Below are 17,462 nucleotides of genomic sequence, written 5' to 3'. Positions count from 1 at the left end.
TAATCCCAACTATCGGCTTAATACGTTGACCCACTTCTGGGTAGCGTTTTCCAGTAATCCGTAAATCTCTTCAAAGGCCTCACGGCTTTTTCTGTACGGATCCGCAATTTCTTTCTGATTGAGCCAGTGCCCAAGCAACATGGTTTTGCCACGTGCGGCCGGGTCGATGCGGTTGACCTGTTCAATGTGTCGCTTTTCCATGACCAGAATCAGGTCAGCGCGACGACACATTTCGGATGTCAGCTGCTGCGCCTGATGCCCTTCCAGCGACAGACCCTGTGCAGCCGCGACTTCTGATGCCATCCTGTCGGCCGGGTGGCCGACCAGCGCCCCCAGGCCAGCAGAGCGAACATCTAAATCGGGCAACGCACGTTTAAACAGGCGCTCTCCGGTAGGAGAGCGGCAGATGTTGCCAATGCAAACGACTAACACGGACGTAATCATGGTCAGACCTTAGTTCGACCAGTTGCGGATACGCTGTGCGGCCTGAGTCGCATCGTTGATACCTGCAATGGTTGGTATCAGTTGCGAAATCACACGGTTCCAGCGCGTCAGCGGTGTAGAGGTGACATATACAATGTCATAAGGCTGAAGCTGGAAATCAGTTCCCATCACCATGGATGCCGCATCTTTGGTATTCAACTGATAGATGTTGGCAATCTTGCTGCGATCGGTGCCGTGCAGTGGACGGATAACGAAGACACCGGTGGCGTCAGAGGTAGTCTGATCTATGCCTGCCGCATTGCCCAGCGCTTCCGCCAGCGTCATGCCGCTACGGTCCATTTTCAGGGTTGTCTGCTGCTTCACTTCACCCATCACGAAGATTTTCAGATCGTCGTTACGCGGAACGTAAAGAATATCGCCTGGATAGAGGAGGTGGTTCTGGCTCAGGTCGCCGTTCTGCATCAGTGCCTGCAGAGAGACGCGCTGCTCACGACCGTTGTGCGTCAGCACGACGTTACGCCAGTCAGCATCAGGGGCCAGACCGCCCGCGGCGTTGATCGCATCCAGCACCGTCAACGGTACGTTGGTGATTGGCTGCTGACCTGACGTCGTGACGGAACCCGTAACATAGGTTTTCTGCGATTTGAACGAGGCGATGCTGACATCAACCTGTGGGCTTTCAATGTACTGAGCCAGACGACGCGACACTTCGTCACGCACTTCGCCGACGGTACGGCCCGCTACACGGACACGGCCAATGTAGGGATAGAAGATGGTGCCGTCAGAATGTACCCAGTTACCGGTGTCGCTGGCGCTACGATACTGACCTGCTGGGGTCGTCAGTTCCGGGTGATCCCAGACCGTCACGGTCAGGACATCGCCCACACCGATACGGTATTCGTAGTTCTGAATTTCGTTCTGCAGTGAAGGATTGGTCTGAGCCACCAGTGGCTTAGGACGCATCTTCTCAACCAGTGACGGCGTTAACGGGAAGACGTTGACATATTTGTCGATGTCAAAGTTGCTATCCTGCTGCTCGACGACATCTTTTCCTGATGTAGAAAGGCGAGAACCGGGTTCGATCGTACACCCGACAAGGAATGTGGCGGATACCAGCAAGGGTATCAATTTCATTTTGATTGTAATCATTTAGATCTTCGCTATCAGTTATTTATTGATAGAGGCGAAACCGCCGCTGTGTAAGCGTCCAACAAAAAGTAAATCCTGGCTGACGTCAGCCTTAAGCTCTGAACCTGTCGTTCATTATCCTTGCTCCACTTGTTATAAGTCGTGGCCATCTATCAGGGTCTACCTGGAACGCCTGGCATCATAGCGGACTATGGGTGCACTGCGATATCCCTGATGATGGTCACTATTTAACGACACGCCTGACAACGGCAAAACACCTCTGAGCGCACGTTAGCACGCTCATTTCGACTCACGATTAATAGGCACCGTCGCGTTTTAACACTACGCCCACTGTTTTAAACAGAATGGCGATGTCATTCCACAGTGACCAGTTTTTCACGTACCACGAGTCGAAATAGACGCGGGTTTCATAATCAACGTCATTACGACCGCTGACCTGCCACAATCCCGTCATGCCTGGCTTAGCCATCAGGTAATAATCAACATCACCAGCATAACGACAGAGTTCATCTTCAATGACCGGACGAGGTCCAACCAGACTCATATCACCGCGCACCACGTTCCAGAGCTGCGGGAGCTCATCGAGGCTTGTTTTACGGATGAAGTGACCCACTTTCGTAATACGTGGATCATTTTTGAGTTTGAAATCTTTATCCCATTCCGCACGGGCAACGGGATCGGTGCGCAACACCTCTTCCAGCACTTCTTTAGAATTAATGACCATTGAGCGGAATTTCAGGCATTTGAATTTACGGCCATTCATACCCACACGCTCATGACCATAAATCGGTGGCCCACCATCACGGCCCACCAGGAAGCCCAGCACCAGCAGTGCTGGCATCAGCATCAGGATAATCGAGAACGCACCCACGATATCGAATGCCCGCTTCAGGAAACGCGAGGTGCGTTTCGCCAGGTTATTCTGAACCCGCAGAATCATCACTTCGTGGCTGAAGATATAAGCCATATCGGTACCGTAAAGCGGCACACCACGCAGGGTCGGGATGACAGAGACTGAACGGCAGTTGTGCATCGCCAGCGATTTAAGCCACACATCACGATACTGACTCTGCTCATACTCCACGGCCACAATGAACTGGGTTTCGCTATTGGTCAGGCTCCAGAGCTCCTGCTCGTCGCGCAGCACCGGCACACCGTTCATGATCTCCTGCGGACAGGTTCTGTCAACGTCGTAGAAGGCGATAACGTCAAAACCCATGACCTCTTCACTTTGCAGTGCCTGCCAGGCTTCGTGCGCATTTTTGCTGCTGCCGATAATAATGGTCTGTTTCTTCCACAGCCCTTTTTTATTCAGCAGACGTTTAGACAGCGCGCGGCAGGTCGGAATTAAGATCAGTGCCAGAATCCAGGTCAGTAACCAGACGAAGCGCGACATCTGCCACTGTGACAGTGCGGTAATCGACAGGTCGATGATAGAAAATATAAGAATGGTACGAAAAACTTCTTTTAATTCGAACCAGAAAGGTTTGCGGTAAGTATAGTGACGAAGCCTTACCCAGAACCAGCCAATACAAATTATTGACAGACAGATGTGCGTTGCAATTTGCAGATTCATTTCTTTTTCAGAAATATCTGCCAGCGGCGAACCCGAGTGAAGATTAATTAGCATCATCGCCAGAAATAATGCTGCGTTGAAACAAATTAAGTCTGAACATGCCAGCATTAATTTGGTAATAAGACTTTTAAACGTAAATTCTGTATCGCGCATATTTAACTCTTTTATTTTATTTCCTTAAACCCGCAACGGCTATCGCCTGTTTAATCATTAAGCGATGAAACCTCTCCAGACTGAGCCGTTTCTAAGGGGAGCTCCTGCGGCGTTTACGCCAATGATCTTAACCATGAAACCAGTAATATTGTGATAATTACCAACAGATTACTCTGACTTAACCCCCGCCAGCGATGCTCACTTTATCAACAAAAACGCGATTCGGGCACGCTACCGCCCTTGGCTGTCGCTGCCAATATCGCTGTCATCATTCATAGTGCTCCCCAAAATGCAATGACATAACCGCATTGCATCGCACAGTCGTACATCGACGAATTACGGATTCGTCACATTGCGATTAATGTCGAATAGGTACGCGAATTACGACTCTGGGGCAGAGTTTGCTAACTTGTTGCTATACTAGTTATTACTGGCTTGTTTACAAGCAGGTCCCGCTATCCCTGGACTATTTTAGGAAAAAGACTACCAGCGATTAGTATTGATGCCTGACAGCCAGTGCAATGCTTTCTTCAAAATTAGGATTAATGCCATACTCCGGATGAGATAAATCGCATAAGCGCGGCAGGTGAATATCTCATTCATGATAGAAATTGACTCAGAATACTCTCCCCTGCTCCCTCTGAAGTTAATCAAAGCGTCATAATGATATGTTCACATTTCGCACGAAATATCGCCAGGTTCAGGTCAAAACTCACCTGAGCTGCCATTTGTACGTGGCTTCGCACTCCACTATCATCAGAGAAAACTCAATTTTAGATATTCAGGTGAACAAGACATGCTGGAGGTAATTGCAGATCCCTCGCTATGGGCGGGATTAGTCACGCTAATCGTTCTGGAACTGGTTTTAGGCATCGACAATCTCATTTTTATTGCCATCCTGGTGGAGAAGCTTCCAGGGCCACTTCGGGACCGCGCGCGCGTGATCGGGCTGCTGCTGGCATTATTGTGCCGATTATTGCTGCTGGCATCGCTTTCCTGGCTGGTTACGCTGAAAGAACCCTGGATGACACTGGGGGGACATTCCTTCAGTGCGCGTGATTTATTGCTGCTGTCGGGCGGGATTTTCCTGCTTTTTAAGGCCACCACAGAGCTGAACGCGCGCCTTGAAGGACACGATGAGGAGTCCGGTCAACAAAAAGGCGGCGCTAAATTCTGGCCGGTGGTGGCGCAAATCGTGGTTCTGGATGCCATCTTCTCACTGGATGCGGTCATTACCGCTGTCGGCATGGTGAATGATTTACCGGTCATGATGATTGCGGTCACCATTGCTATTCTGCTGATGCTGCTCGCCAGCAAACCGTTAACCCGTTTCGTGAACAAACACCCTACCATAGTGATCCTCTGCTTAAGTTTCCTGCTGATGATTGGTTTCAGTCTGGTGGCGGAAGGCTTTGGCTTTGTGATCCCCAAAGGGTATCTCTACGCGGCGATCGGTTTCTCGGTTGTGATTGAAGCGCTGAACCAGCTGGCGCACTTCAATCGTCGTCGCGTGCTATCGGCAGGCCGTCCGCTGCGCCAGCGCACGGCCGAAGCGGTGTTACGGATGCTACGTGGCACGGCGGAACCGGCGGAACTGGATGCGAAAACGTCATCACTGATCGCGGACAGCGATGCGAGTATGCTGTTTAACCGGCAGGAGCGCGTCATGATTGCCCGCGTACTGGGCATGGGTCAGCGTCACGTTAATAGCATCATGACCTCACGCCACGACGTCGACCATATCGACCTCAGTGATGATCCGACAGAAATCATGTCGCGCCTTGACCGCAACCAGCACACACGCATCCTGATAACCGAAAACTCCAGCGAACCGCTGGGCGTGGTGCACGTTATCGATCTGCTCCATCAGTCGCTGCATCATAATTCGCTCGATTTACGCGCTCTGATTCGGCAGCCGCTGGTCTTTCCTGAGCGACTGACGCTGCTGCAGGCGCTGGAACAGTTCCGTCAGGCCCACACTCACTTCGCTTTTGTAGTGGATGAGTTTGGTTCAGTGGAAGGCGTGGTGACGCTGAGCGATGTGATGGAAACCATCGCCGGCAATCTGCCGAATGAGGCGGGAGAGATCGATGCACGTTACGATATTCAGATTCAGGGTGAAGGACACTGGATTGCCAATGGTCATATACCATTGGAAGATCTGGCGCTCCATGTGAAATTACCGCTGGATGAACAGCGTGACTATCATACGCTGGCTGGATTACTGATGGATAAACTGCAACACATTCCGCAGGAAGGCGAAGTGCTGCAACTGGGTGATTATCTGCTGCGAACCCTGCAGGTCGAAAATCATCGGGTTCAGAAGGTTGAAATCCTGCTGCAGCCCGAGGGGGATGACGAGGTTTAAGCCATTACCCTCAATGAGGTCATGCGCCCGCTACGGGCGCATGATTTTCTTCAGGTTCTCTTTGTTCCCGCCCTCTTGCTGGCGATCGATCCACTGATTCAGCCGTGACTTCGCCTCACTCTGCAGGCGATTACGCAGAACGTCATCCACCGGCAGGGAGTATTGCAGGCTGTTCCAGTCGCCATACATGCGCAGCGGAATAGGCTGATCCGAGAGCGCTTTCACCAGCGCGTCATCGCCATGCCAGCCACTGATTTTCAGGCCCAGCGTCACATCCAGCTGCTGCTGCACCATATCGACTTTGCCCGCACCCTGCAGGCCCAGATTCTGGCCGTTGCCATTGATATCGCTGAAGCTCAGCACACCTTTATTCAGCGCGACCTGACCGCTGATCGACTCAATACCTTCATCGACGGCTTCCTGGCTGCTGACTTTATCGCTGACCCGCGCTACGGCACGCTGCACCATCTGCTGCAGATTAAGCTGTGCCAGCTTCAGGTTGCTGGCGCTGATGGTCGCCCTGCCCTGCCAGCTGCGCTTCGCCGCTTCAACCGTCAGAGTATTGCCCGACAGTTCGCCGTCGACGCTCAGATTGCCCTGCAGACTTTCTGGCAGCTCGAACGCTTTTAGCAACGGCTGAATGGCAATTAACCGGAGTTGTGGTTTCAGGCTGACCCGCGTCTCAGGCTGACGAATATCGATACTGCCAGGCACCGAGAAAGTGCCATTACCCAGTTTACCGCTGAGGGTATTCAGCGTCATCAGTCCCCGCTGGTTGCTGGCGTTTACGGCGAAATGGGTCATTGAGAGTCCGCGCCATAACGCAGTGTCCGCATTCAGCTTCAGGGCCAGGTCCATATCATTGAGCGGAGAGTCCGCATTAGTGCGTTCGCGTGGCGCAGCAATCACCGGTGAACGCGCCACAGTGGCGTGCTGCACGCCAGGTGCCTCAGAGACAGGTGCGCTGGTGAGTAAATTATCAAGGTTCAGATTGCTGGCTTTCAGGTCCAGCGCCAGCTGTTGCGGCGGCGCAATATGCCCACTGCCCTGCCCGGTCAGCGTGCTGTCATTGGCGGTAAGCTGCAGATTGCTGAAGGAGAACTGCTGGCGATCGCCATTCCATTCGCCCTGCAGGCTCAGCGATCCTTTAATGCCCTGAGCCGGAATATCGGCGCCGGATAAGGTGTAATCAAGCTGCTGCAACTGGCCGCTGAGATGATGCGGATATTGCGCGGCATCGAGCTGCCCTTTGAGATTCAGCATGGCGTTACGCTGGTTGCGCATCAGCGTGGTGCTCAGCGACAGTGTCGCCAGCTTATTCGCGTCCTGTTCCATATTAATGTTGAGGTCGCGGAAATTATATTCGTCACCACCGGGTTGTTGCCAGATCAGCAGACTGTCGGCTACGCGCAGTTTAGCAATATCAAATGACCAGCCGGCAGACGGCGTGGCCGGCTCCGCATCACGTGGCCCCTGCGGGGCATTTCTGGCGCGCTGCGCGCTGCTATCAGGCGTTACCCGCACTATCGCGTTTTTCAGCAACACCTGGCTGACGCTGAGCTGATGGGATAACAGTGGCCAGAGATCGACATCGAGCCGCATGTTTTCCGCTGAAACCAGCGGCTGACTGGCACCCGGCGCAGTGAGACTCATCCGGCCAGCCAGAATACTGAGCTGTGGCCAGACGTGCCAGCGCAGATCGCTGCTGACCTCAAGGTGATAACCACTGCGTTGTTCGACCTCTCGCACCATATAGGCACGAAAGTCGTTGGGATTGACCAGCAGCACCAGCGCGCTCATTCCCGTTACGACCACCACTAAAAGGATGGCCAGCGTGGTTATCACTCTTTTCATTACATCCTCAAATCAGTCTTTATCGATACGGCTGGCATCAGCGCCCTGCTGACCGCGATATTTCGCATCTTCACGCCGGTTGTAAGGACGCGCAGCCGGGCCGGAAAGGGGTTCAAAACTTAGCGCACCAATCAACATACCGGGACGCAGAGCAAGCGGCAGTTTACCTGAATTGTAGAACTCCAGCACGATACGCCCCTGCCAGCCTGGATCAATGCGGTGGGCTGTTACGTGAACCATCAAACCCAGTCGTGCCAGCGATGAACGTCCATCCAGCCAGCCCACCAGATCATCCGGCAGCGTCACGGACTCCAGGGTGACCGCCAGCGCCAGCTCACCCGGATGGAGGAAAAAGGCTTCACCATCAGGCAGCACGATCTCATCACTCATGACCCGATCCAGTGCCGCGCTCACTTCCTGTTTCGGGCCACTCAGATCGATAAAGGCCGCGGTGTGGCCGCTAAAGGTGCGGAACTGATTACCCAGGCGCACATCGACGGTGGCCCCATTAATGCGCTCGACCGGCGGGCGTGGCTCGATGGCCAGTTTGCCATTGTCCAGCCAGGCTTCAATATCGCGATCGCATAATCTCATTGCGGGAACTCCATGACATAAGTGTAGCGAACCGGCGAGAGCGTGGCTGCCGCCGGTCTGCACCACGTCCGGACGGACGTGCGTTATTCAAAAAACTGGTTAATTTTCGCCTTGAGGATATCGATGGCAATACGGTTTTTTCCGCCGCGCGGCACAATGATATCGGCGTACTGTTTTGATGGCTCGATAAATTGCAGGAACATCGGACGCACGGTCTTCTGATACTGGCTCATCACCGAATCCATTGAGCGGCCACGCTCATTGACGTCACGTTTCATACGGCGCATCAGACAGATGTCGAGCGGCGTGTCCACGAAGATAGAGAAGTTGAGTTCCTGGCGCAGACGGGCATCGGTTAACAGCAGGATGCCTTCAAGGATAATGACCTTTTTTGCCTTCAGGTATTGCGTTTGCTGGGTGCGGGTGTGTTCCACATAGCTGTAGACCGGCAGCTCAATATCCTGCCCGGCTTTCACCGCCTGCAGGTGCTGCAACAGCAAATCATGATCCATCGCACTGGGATGGTCATAATTGGTTTTAACCCTCTCTTCCATGGTGAGGTGACTTTGATCTTTGTAATAAGCATCTTCCGGGATAACCCCGATGTGCTCGTCACCTACCTGATCACGGATTTCACGATAGAGCGTGCTGGCAATTAAACTTTTACCGGATGCGGAAGCGCCGGCAATGCCTACAATCACGCACTGATGAGACTTGTCAGTCATACTTTTTTAAGACCTGATAACTGGAGCCTGCCACTGGTCACACATTACGCGGGCAGCGGACGGGCCGAAATGGAGAGGGTGTGTTCGCGCTAAGTATAGGGATTTCGGCCTTTTGATGCCAGAAAAATGGCGCGGCTGTCTTTTCAGACTTTCTCCTTTGGACGCCACTCATTTCACCGATAAACTAACGGCACACCATACTATAAAAAAAATGGCCTGCGCGGCGCGCTGTTCAGACAACGCGTGTCGCAAACGTTCCGACCGAATGATGCATCAGGAGTGGTATGCACTGGAAGACTTTGACCTATTTTGGCGACAGCATGCTGTTGATTCCGACAGCGGTGATTATTGCGCTGATTTTGCCGTGGAAAAGTGACAATCGTCATACGGTCTTTTACTGGATTCTGGCCTTTGGCCTGGCTGGCCTCACCGTCAGCCTCTCTAAAATTCTGTTCCTGGGGTTTGGCATCGGCAGTGCACGCTTTAATTTTACCGGGTTCAGCGGTCATAGCGCCATGTCCGCCACGCTGTGGCCAGTGATGCTGTGGCTGATTTCCGGGCGATGGTCGGCCAGGTGGCGCATTGCGGCGATCGGCGTCGGTTACCTGATTCCGCTGATGGTCGGTTTCTCGCGCCTGGTCATTCACGCGCACTCAAAAAGTGAAGTTGTCACCGGTCTGCTGCTGGGCTTCACGCTGAGCACCGCGTTTCTGATCTCTCAGCGCCGCACCTCACTCAAAGGCTTCAGCTGGCCGCAGGTCGGCGCTGCGCTGTTAGTGCCGTTTGTATTGATGGGTCATGGTCGTGTTGCCACCACGCAGCAGTTCCTGGAACGTTTCTCTGCCAGCCTCGCCGGGATGGAGAAGCCTTATACCCGCGCCGACCTTTTTCGTCAGTAATCAACATACTGGCAATCAATCTTAGCCTGCCCGTCAATTCACCGAATAACGGGCAATATTGATTTCACCCCGTTTTTCTTTGCCGGATGTGCTAGCATTCAGTCAGAGAATGACTGGTGCCTGATTCGCCGTTGCGGAGCGTCGCACCCTGCCGGAAGTCCGCATGACGATAGAGATCCTGTCCCCGCAAAATAGTTCGCCAAACCGCTGGCTCTCAGCGCTGATCATTGGCTGCGTCGTGTTTATCCTGACCCTGTTCTGTCTTGAACTGATCGTCGTCAGCGGGAAAATCTCCCCGCTCTGGTTCCCGACCACCTTAATGACCGTGGTCGTTTTCCGCTGTCCATCACGACAGTTACCGCTGCTGCTGACCGCCTGCGTGCTGGGCACCGCCGGGGCTAACGCCATCATGATCGGGCCGGCCCTCTCAAATATTAAATTCGCCCTGCTCAATCTTATCCAGGCTGGTGTGGGTGGCATGCTGCTGCGCGTCCTGCTGGATCGTCGTGCTCCGCTGAATTCGCTCAGCGACTGGGCCAGGATGGTGCTGTCGGTGGGCATTGTCACGCCGGTGCTCGGCGGTCTGCTGGCGCTCTGGACACTGCAGGTCCGCGGTCACGCGTCGTTTCCCTTCTTTTATACCTGGGTGATCTCCGAGATCATCGGCATGCTGGTGTTAGGTCCGATGTTGCTGCTGCTGCCCTGGCCGCTTCGTCGCTCGCATTTCAGCGATCTGCACCTGGCGGAATCCCTGCTGACACTGCTGCTCACCCTCGGGGCCAGTTATCTGGCGCTGCGCTTTTTGCCGTGGCCTTTTACCTTTATTGTGGTGATCCTTTTCTGGTGCGCGGTCCGCCTGCCCAAACTGCAGGCATTTGTACTGTTCTTTATTAACGCCAGTTTTATCTCGGTTCTGCTCGCCGTTGACCTGGTCAGTGTGGTTAACAACAACACCGTGCTGGGACCGGTCTCCAGCTGGTTGCCGTTTCTGCTGGTATTGATCCCCAGCCACATTATGTCGCTGGTGATGGATGCGTTCCGGCGTGAAAAGCTCCACATTACCGACAGCGAAACCCGCTTCCGTCACGCTATGGAGTACTCTGCGATCGGCATGGCGCTGGTCGCACCGCAGGGCAAATGGCTGCAGGTCAACCGTTCGCTGTGCCAGATTCTGGGCTACCCCGACGAGGAGCTCAAGCGAATGAATTTTCAACAGATTACCCATCCCGACGATCTCAGCCTTGACCTGCAACATGCGAATCGGTTGCTGGAGGGGGAGATCGATACCTATACCTTAGAGAAGCGTTATTTCCGTAAAGATGGTGAGATTGTCTGGGCAAGACTGACGGTGTCGCTGGTCCGCGATGGCAGCCAGGCGCCGCTGTACTTTATTGCGCAGATTATCGATATCTCTGAGCTGAAGCAGAGCGAGCAGGTGAATCGCAGGCTGATGGAGCGCATTACGCTGGCCAACGAAGCGGGGGGCATCGGTGTCTGGGAATGGAACCTGCTGACCGGTGAGATGTTATGGGACAAACGCATGTACGCCCTGTTTAGCCTTGCTCCTCATGAGTCGCCCAGCTATGACCTTTGGATCCATTTGCTGCATCCCGCCGATCGCGAACACGTCGCGCTGACAGTGCAGCAGGCAATTGAGCTGCGCAGCGCTTTTCATATGGAGTATCGCGTGGTCAATGCCGAGGGGCAGCGCTGGGTTCGTACCCAGGCTAACCGGCTACTGAGTAAAGAAGGTCGGATTGAGCGCATGCTGGGCATCTGCCAGGACATCACGCCGCTCCGCAAGCTGAATGAAGCGCTGTTTCAGGAGAAGGAGCGCATGGCCATCACCCTGGATTCGATCGGCGAAGCGGTGATCAGCACCGACAAAGAGATGCGCGTAGCCTTTATGAACCCGGTAGCGGAGAAGATGAGTGGCTTGTCACAGGAGCAGGCCGCTGGCCAGTCGCTGAGTGAGCTGCTGCACATTACTCAGGGGCGTAACGGCCCCGAGGTAGAGAATCTGCTGTTATGCCAGCTGCCGCCGGAAAAAATCACCCCCAGCCTGGCGGATGATCTGGTGCTGCACACCCCGGATGGCGGTCACATCGACATTCACTACAGCATCACGCCACTGCGTTCGGAAGCCGGTCTGGAACAGGGTGCCGTCATGGTCATTCAGGATGTGAGTGAGTCACGCAAGCTGATGAAGCGCCTGAGCTACAGCGCGCTGCATGACACCCTGACGCGCCTGCCTAACCGGGCCAGCTTTGAGCTTCAGCTTAAGCGTCTGCTGTTTGATGCCGCTGAACATCAGCATCAGCATGTGCTGGTGTTTATCGACCTCGACAAGTTTAAAGCCGTCAACGACAGCGCGGGTCATGCTGCTGGCGATGCGCTCCTGCGCGAACTCTCCGATCTGATGCAGCATCATCTGCGCAGCAGCGATTTCCTGGCCCGACTGGGTGGCGATGAGTTTGCGCTGCTGATGCCCGATTGCGATGTCGATCAGGCACATGACGTGGTGCAACGCATTGTCGCCGCAGTAAACGATTACCGTTTTCAGTGGCTGGGTCGCCTCTATCATGTGGGCGCCAGCGCCGGTGTGACACAGATTTCGCCAGAAAACTGTCAGAGCAGCGACGTGCTTTCGCAGGCGGATATCGCCTGTTACAACGCCAAACGTAGCGGACGCGGGCGGCTGATGATTTACGAACAGCATCGCTTACCGCTGCCGGGCACGCATCAGGATATGGATGCTGCAATGATTGATGCGCTGCAGATCGAACTGCCCGCCTGGGCCGTTGCGCCGCCAAACACGCCGCAGTCGGCTTTTATCTGGCTGCTTGATGTGCAGCTGTTAACCGCAGACGGGTTGCTGTTAGATGAGACGCTGCTGCGCAATAACCTGCCCGATGAAACGCTGCTGAGACGCCGTCTCGATAACAATATTCTTGAGGCTTTTTTCCGCCACGATGTGGAAAAGCTAAATCAAAAAGGCATTCCGGTGATTCTGCCGCTCAATGCTGAGCTACTGAATGATGCCGCCTTTGTGCAGCAGCTCTGTCAGCGCTTTATCGCCGCCGGTCTTTCCGAAAGCCACTGTGGTTTCGCTTTCCCTGCCGCCAGTGTGCTGAGCAAGGGTGATCAGTGCTATGCCGCGCTGCTGCAACTGCGTCAGTGTGGCTGCCGCATCGTATTGCATAATTTTGGCCGTAACCTGGATGCCTTTAATCTGTTGAGTGACGAGATGGTCGATTATCTGTTGCTGGCACCGGAGCTGGTCGCCAACGTGCACAATAATCTGATGGATGAGATGCTGCTGACCATCATTCAGGGCCAGGCAACGCAGCGCAATATTTCGGTGCTTGCCGGTCCGGTTACGGTGCCTGCTTTGTTGAGTACGCTGGAAAACCTGAATGTCGATGGTGTCTGGGGCAGTGCCGTGGCTGAACGTCAGCCGTTGCGCTCCCTTGCTGAAGATCGCATCTTCGCCATACGTTAATTCCCTCTTTGCCCGCTTGCTACCCTGCTGAAGCTGCGCTAAAGTCGCCCCCTTTTTTCCGGCATGGGGGCGAAAATGTTCATAGGATTCGATTACGGCACGGCTAACTGTTCTATTGCAGTCAGCGAAAATGGCACGCCACGTCTGTTAACGCTGGAAAATGATCAGCGCCTGTTGCCGTCGATGATCTGTGCGCCGACCCGCGAGTCGATCAGCGAATGGCTCTATCGTCATCATCAGGTGGCGACACCGGACAGCGAAACCACGGCGCTGCTGCAGCGTGCGCTACGTTACAACCGCGAAGAAGATATCGACGTCCAGCCCAACAGTGTGCAGTTTGGCCTTACCGCGCTGCAGCACTATATGGTCGATCCCGAAGATGTCTGGTTCGTTAAATCCCCCAAATCCTTCCTCGGTGCCACTGGTCTTAAGCCCCAACAGATCGCTCTGTTTGAAGATCTGGTCTGCGCCATGATGCTGCACATCCGCCAGCAGGGCGAAAGCCAGCTTGATCACACTATCGATCAGGCAGTGATCGGACGACCGGTAAACTTCCAGGGCTTAGGCAGCGAAGAGTCTAACCAGCAGGCTGAAGGCATCCTGCTGCGGGCCGCGCATCGTGCCGGATTCCGCGACGTGGAGTTTCAGTTTGAGCCGGTGGCTGCGGGACTCGATTTTGAAGCGACGCTGAAGCAGGAGACACGGGTTCTGGTGGTAGATATCGGCGGCGGTACCACCGACTGCTCGATGTTGCTGATGGGACCAAAGTGGCGTGATAAGGCGGACCGTCGCGAAAGCCTGTTGGGCCACAGCGGTTGCCGCGTCGGCGGAAACGACCTGGATATTATGCTGACGTTTAAGACCCTGATGCCGTTACTCGGTCTGGGCGGTAATACCCAGAAAGGCACCGCCCTGCCTGCCCTGCCGTGGTGGAACGCCATTGCCATTAACGATGTTCCGGCGCAGAGCGATTTCTACAGTCCGGCCTGCGGAAAGTGGCTGCGGGATTTAGTGCGGGATGCGGAACAGGGTGATGTGGTCGCTCGCCTGCTGAAAGTGTGGCAGCAGAAGCTCAGTTATCGCCTGGTGCGGGCAGCGGAAGAGAGCAAGATTGCGCTGTCAGCCAGCCCGGCGCATACCGCCTCTCTCGACTTTATTGCCGCTGCTTTAGAGACAGAAATTGGTGTGGAGCAGCTGCAGGATGCCATCAGTCAGCCGCTGGAGAAAATTCTGGAGCAGGTGCAGCTGGCTTTGGCCACCAGCCAGATTAAACCGGATGTTATCTACCTGACCGGCGGCAGTGCGCGTTCACCGTTACTGCGCGCGGCACTGCAGCAGACGCTGCCGGACACGCCGATTGCAGGCGGCGATGATTTCGCCTCCGTCACCGCAGGGCTGGCCCGCTGGGCGGAAGTGATGTTCCGCTAGGCTGGCACTGTAATACCCAAAACGACACCTGAGGGTGTCGTTTTTGTTTGCGGATAACAGAGAGCAGGCTCAGGGAGCATACGCCTTTCGCAAAGACGCAAAACCCGCCATCCATGGCGGGCTCAGCGCGGGCCATCCCTGGCCCGCTATGCTTTGTTACTGGCGTATGCTCCCATCGCTTTACGTCTGAGAGTCGTCTGTTCAGGTGCTGTTTTTATTGAGAATCAGAAGGCGATATTGGCGCTGATACCACCGATAAATGCATCCTTCACTTCGCTCACCGCGCCTGGCGCAACCACATACTGCAGGTTAGGTCGCAGTGACATCCAGTTAGTTACTTTAGCGTTGTAGTAAACCTCATAGTTGTACTCTGAACCTTCCTGAATTGGCAGATAGGTCGGGCTGTCAAAGCGGCTCTCACCATTAGCCTGATTCTGCTGACGCAGTGAGCGGGTATAGTCGCTGTTCACATGAATTCGCGACGCGCCCACGCCGATCTCATCCTGAGGGCGGGCATCAAACGGTCCTGTCCAGGTAAAGGCGATAGACTGGTAGTTGTCGGTCTTCGAGGTCTTGTGATCGTTCATCACTGCCTGAACACGCACGCCCAGACCGCGATTCACATCGCCATCCTGCGCGGTGAGCTGTTGCTGTAACAGCAGATAGCCACCATAGGAATGCGCCTGATCCTGATAGCCGCCGTTACGCCAGCTGCCGTAGACATCGCCATCCACCGACGAATAGTAATAACCGATGCGGTAATTACCCGGTAATTTCTCCGGCCCGAAGGTTGGTTTCCAGCCCAGTTCGACCGGCACCAGATTGCCCTCGGAATTGCTGGTATCCAGACGGAAGCCATCACCGCGATCGTAGTTAGCGCGGTTCTGATTATAGAAACCGACCTGGAAGAAGACGTCCGGGCTGATATTGAACTTAACCCGACCGCCCCACTGCGATACCGGCCAGTTGAACCAGCGGTCTCCGCGCCAGTTCCCCGCCTGCCCGCTACCCAGCGCCAGGTTCTGGAACAGATTGCCGTCGAAGTTATCGAAGTCTTCTCCCACTGTCACGCGTCCGGCTTTCAGATCGACCACATCGTTAAACAGCCCTTTGCGCAACCAGAACTGCGTCAGACGCCAGGTCTGGCCGCGACCATAAACCTCCTGCACCGAGGAGAGCATCCCGGTGCGTTGATCGGCGACCTGATCAGACAGATTCTGTCCGTTTCGACTGGTCACGGTCATCTGGAACTCGGCATCCTGCCAGTCCAGCAGCTTCTGCAAATCAAAATTGGTCCCAAACGTCCACTGATCGCTGTAGCGCATGGTGGTGTTGGTATTGGCACCGCCGCCTAAGTTAGCGGCGCTCTCCAGGGTGTAGTTAACGTCAAACTTAATGCCGTCATCCTGCAATTGCGTTCGGTAGCCGCCCCAGTCACCAAACATCCATTCGGAGTCCGGACTCAGGGCGTCAGCGGCGAGCGCCTGTGAGGAAAACATGGCCAGAATCAGGGTACCGGATGCCACACGGGCAGCGGAAAAGACAGGGGCTTTTCTGTTTTTCATCTTGCTTATTCTTATGTGTTAAGGAAAGTGACGCGCAGAGGATAGTGCTGGATAGCCTCTGTTTTTTATAAAAATGTGCGCACCATTACCCGTAACATCCGTTTATTAAAGCAAGTGTGATCGGGATCTCTGAATGGTTATTCTCTGAGCAGAGATGCGTTCTTTTAACAGACACAACGTTAAAGGGGGCGCCAGCGCCCCCTTTAATTAACGGCTTGCCTGATTCAGCTGATCAATCTGCGCCGGGGTGAGCGTCAGATGCATTGCATCCGTCAGATCGTCGAGCTGTTTAAGCGAAGTCGCACTGACAATCGGGGCGGTGATACCGGGACGGGCAATCAGCCATGCCAGGGCCACCTGAGTCGGCGTCACCTGATGCGCTTCACTGATCACGTCCAGCGCATCCAGAATCCGCAAACCGCGTGAGTTAAGGTACTTCTCAACCACGCCCTGGCCGCGTGCGCTTTTACCGGCATCTGCTGCATCGCGGTATTTGCCACTGAGAAAACCGCTGGCAAGAGAATAGTAGTTGATAACGCCTAAGCCGTGCGCTCTGACCACCGACTCCAGCTCAGCCTCATAAGGCTGGCGGTCATACAGATTATATTCCGGCTGCAGGGTTTCGTACCGCGCCAGCCCCTGCGACTCACTGACCTTCAGCGCCTCCTGCAGCCGTGCCGCGCTGTAATTCGACGCGCCAATGGCCCGCACTTTTCCCTCGCGGATAAGGCTGTCAAAGGCGCTCAGCGTTTCCGCCAGTGGCGTATCCTGATCGTCACGGTGCGCCTGATAGAGGTCGATATAGTCGGTCTGTAACCGGCGCAGTGAATCTTCGACTGCCTGACGGATATATTGCGGTTTCAGCCCGGTCTTCTCCGGAGACAGCTCCATACCAACTTTGGTTGCCAGCACAATCTGGTCGCGTTTGCCGCTTTTCTTCAGCCACTCACCCATAATTGTCTCTGACTCCCCGCCTTTATTACCCGGTGCCCAGCGGGAATAGACGTCGGCGGTATCGATAAACCACAGCCCTCGCTCCACCAGCGCATCCAGCAGAGAGAACGAGGTGGATTGATCCACTGTCCAGCCAAACACATTGCCGCCAAACGTCAGTAACGGCACCGTAATACCACTGTCACCCAACTGCCGGGTTTGATTCTGACTCATTATCTGCTCCTTATTTGCCTCAAAAACTGCCTGTCTCT

Annotated in this window: 12 protein-coding genes; 4 read left to right on the top strand and 8 right to left on the bottom strand. The window is 54.6% G+C overall.

What is annotated here, in order from left to right; translation table 11 throughout:
- Positions 1-9: 9 nt before the first annotated feature.
- The 3 genes from HZZ01_RS02180 to wbaP all read right to left on the bottom strand — a co-directional run bounded on the left by HZZ01_RS02180 (position 10) and on the right by wbaP (position 3,322).
- Complete coding sequence (locus HZZ01_RS02180; RefSeq protein WP_136198042.1) at positions 10-444, bottom strand: protein tyrosine phosphatase; 435 nt, start codon at positions 442-444, stop codon at positions 10-12.
- A 9-nt stretch (positions 445-453) separates the two neighbouring features.
- The gene (locus tag HZZ01_RS02175) at positions 454-1,593 is read right to left on the bottom strand and encodes a polysaccharide export protein (RefSeq protein WP_179895313.1); all 1,140 of its coding nucleotides are present in this window, start codon (positions 1,591-1,593) and stop codon (positions 454-456) included.
- 295 nt (positions 1,594-1,888) lie between these two features.
- The gene (wbaP, locus tag HZZ01_RS02170) at positions 1,889-3,322 is read right to left on the bottom strand and encodes an undecaprenyl-phosphate galactose phosphotransferase WbaP (RefSeq protein WP_179895312.1); all 1,434 of its coding nucleotides are present in this window, start codon (positions 3,320-3,322) and stop codon (positions 1,889-1,891) included.
- Between the two features lie 796 nt (positions 3,323-4,118).
- On the opposite strand from wbaP, the gene HZZ01_RS02165 reads away from it, so the two are divergent.
- Positions 4,119-5,690, top strand: coding sequence for a TerC family protein (locus tag HZZ01_RS02165; RefSeq protein ID WP_179895311.1), 1,572 nt, complete (start codon positions 4,119-4,121; stop codon positions 5,688-5,690).
- Between the two features lie 30 nt (positions 5,691-5,720).
- On the opposite strand, the gene asmA is transcribed toward HZZ01_RS02165, so the two are convergent.
- From asmA to udk, 3 genes are all read right to left on the bottom strand, one after another.
- The gene (asmA, locus tag HZZ01_RS02160; protein WP_179895310.1) at positions 5,721-7,544 is read right to left on the bottom strand and encodes an outer membrane assembly protein AsmA; all 1,824 of its coding nucleotides are present in this window, start codon (positions 7,542-7,544) and stop codon (positions 5,721-5,723) included.
- A 12-nt stretch (positions 7,545-7,556) separates the two neighbouring features.
- Positions 7,557-8,138, bottom strand: coding sequence for a dCTP deaminase (gene dcd, locus HZZ01_RS02155; protein WP_004571280.1), 582 nt, complete (start codon positions 8,136-8,138; stop codon positions 7,557-7,559).
- 83 nt (positions 8,139-8,221) lie between these two features.
- Positions 8,222-8,863, bottom strand: a complete 642-nt coding sequence (gene udk / locus HZZ01_RS02150; RefSeq protein WP_179895309.1) for a uridine kinase — start codon at positions 8,861-8,863, stop codon at positions 8,222-8,224.
- A 284-nt stretch (positions 8,864-9,147) separates the two neighbouring features.
- On the opposite strand from udk, the gene HZZ01_RS02145 reads away from it, so the two are divergent.
- From HZZ01_RS02145 to yegD, 3 genes are all read left to right on the top strand, one after another.
- Complete coding sequence (locus tag HZZ01_RS02145) at positions 9,148-9,762, top strand: phosphatase PAP2 family protein (RefSeq protein ID WP_179895308.1); 615 nt, start codon at positions 9,148-9,150, stop codon at positions 9,760-9,762.
- 163 nt (positions 9,763-9,925) lie between these two features.
- Positions 9,926-13,264 carry a diguanylate cyclase gene (locus tag HZZ01_RS02140; protein ID WP_179895307.1) on the top strand — a complete coding sequence of 1,113 codons (3,339 nt, stop codon included), beginning with the start codon at positions 9,926-9,928 and terminating at the stop codon, positions 13,262-13,264.
- Positions 13,265-13,339: 75 nt separating this feature from the next.
- Positions 13,340-14,692: a molecular chaperone gene (yegD, locus tag HZZ01_RS02135; protein ID WP_179895306.1), complete on the top strand. Its 1,353-nt coding sequence runs from the start codon at positions 13,340-13,342 to the stop codon at positions 14,690-14,692.
- A gap of 224 nt (positions 14,693-14,916) precedes the next feature.
- Here yegD and HZZ01_RS02130 read toward each other — a convergent pair whose 3' ends face one another.
- Both HZZ01_RS02130 and HZZ01_RS02125 read right to left on the bottom strand, forming a co-directional pair.
- Complete coding sequence (locus HZZ01_RS02130) at positions 14,917-16,257, bottom strand: carbohydrate porin (RefSeq protein WP_179895305.1); 1,341 nt, start codon at positions 16,255-16,257, stop codon at positions 14,917-14,919.
- A 207-nt stretch (positions 16,258-16,464) separates the two neighbouring features.
- Positions 16,465-17,424, bottom strand: coding sequence for an aldo/keto reductase (locus tag HZZ01_RS02125; RefSeq protein ID WP_179895304.1), 960 nt, complete (start codon positions 17,422-17,424; stop codon positions 16,465-16,467).
- Between the last annotated feature and the right edge of the window lie 38 nt (positions 17,425-17,462).

Source organism: Pantoea sp. WMus005, assembly GCF_013415305.1.
Taxonomy (GTDB): domain Bacteria; phylum Pseudomonadota; class Gammaproteobacteria; order Enterobacterales; family Enterobacteriaceae; genus Pantoea; species Pantoea rara.
The sequence above is the reverse complement of the archived record's forward strand: the minus strand, read 5'-3'. Positions and strand labels throughout refer to the sequence as shown.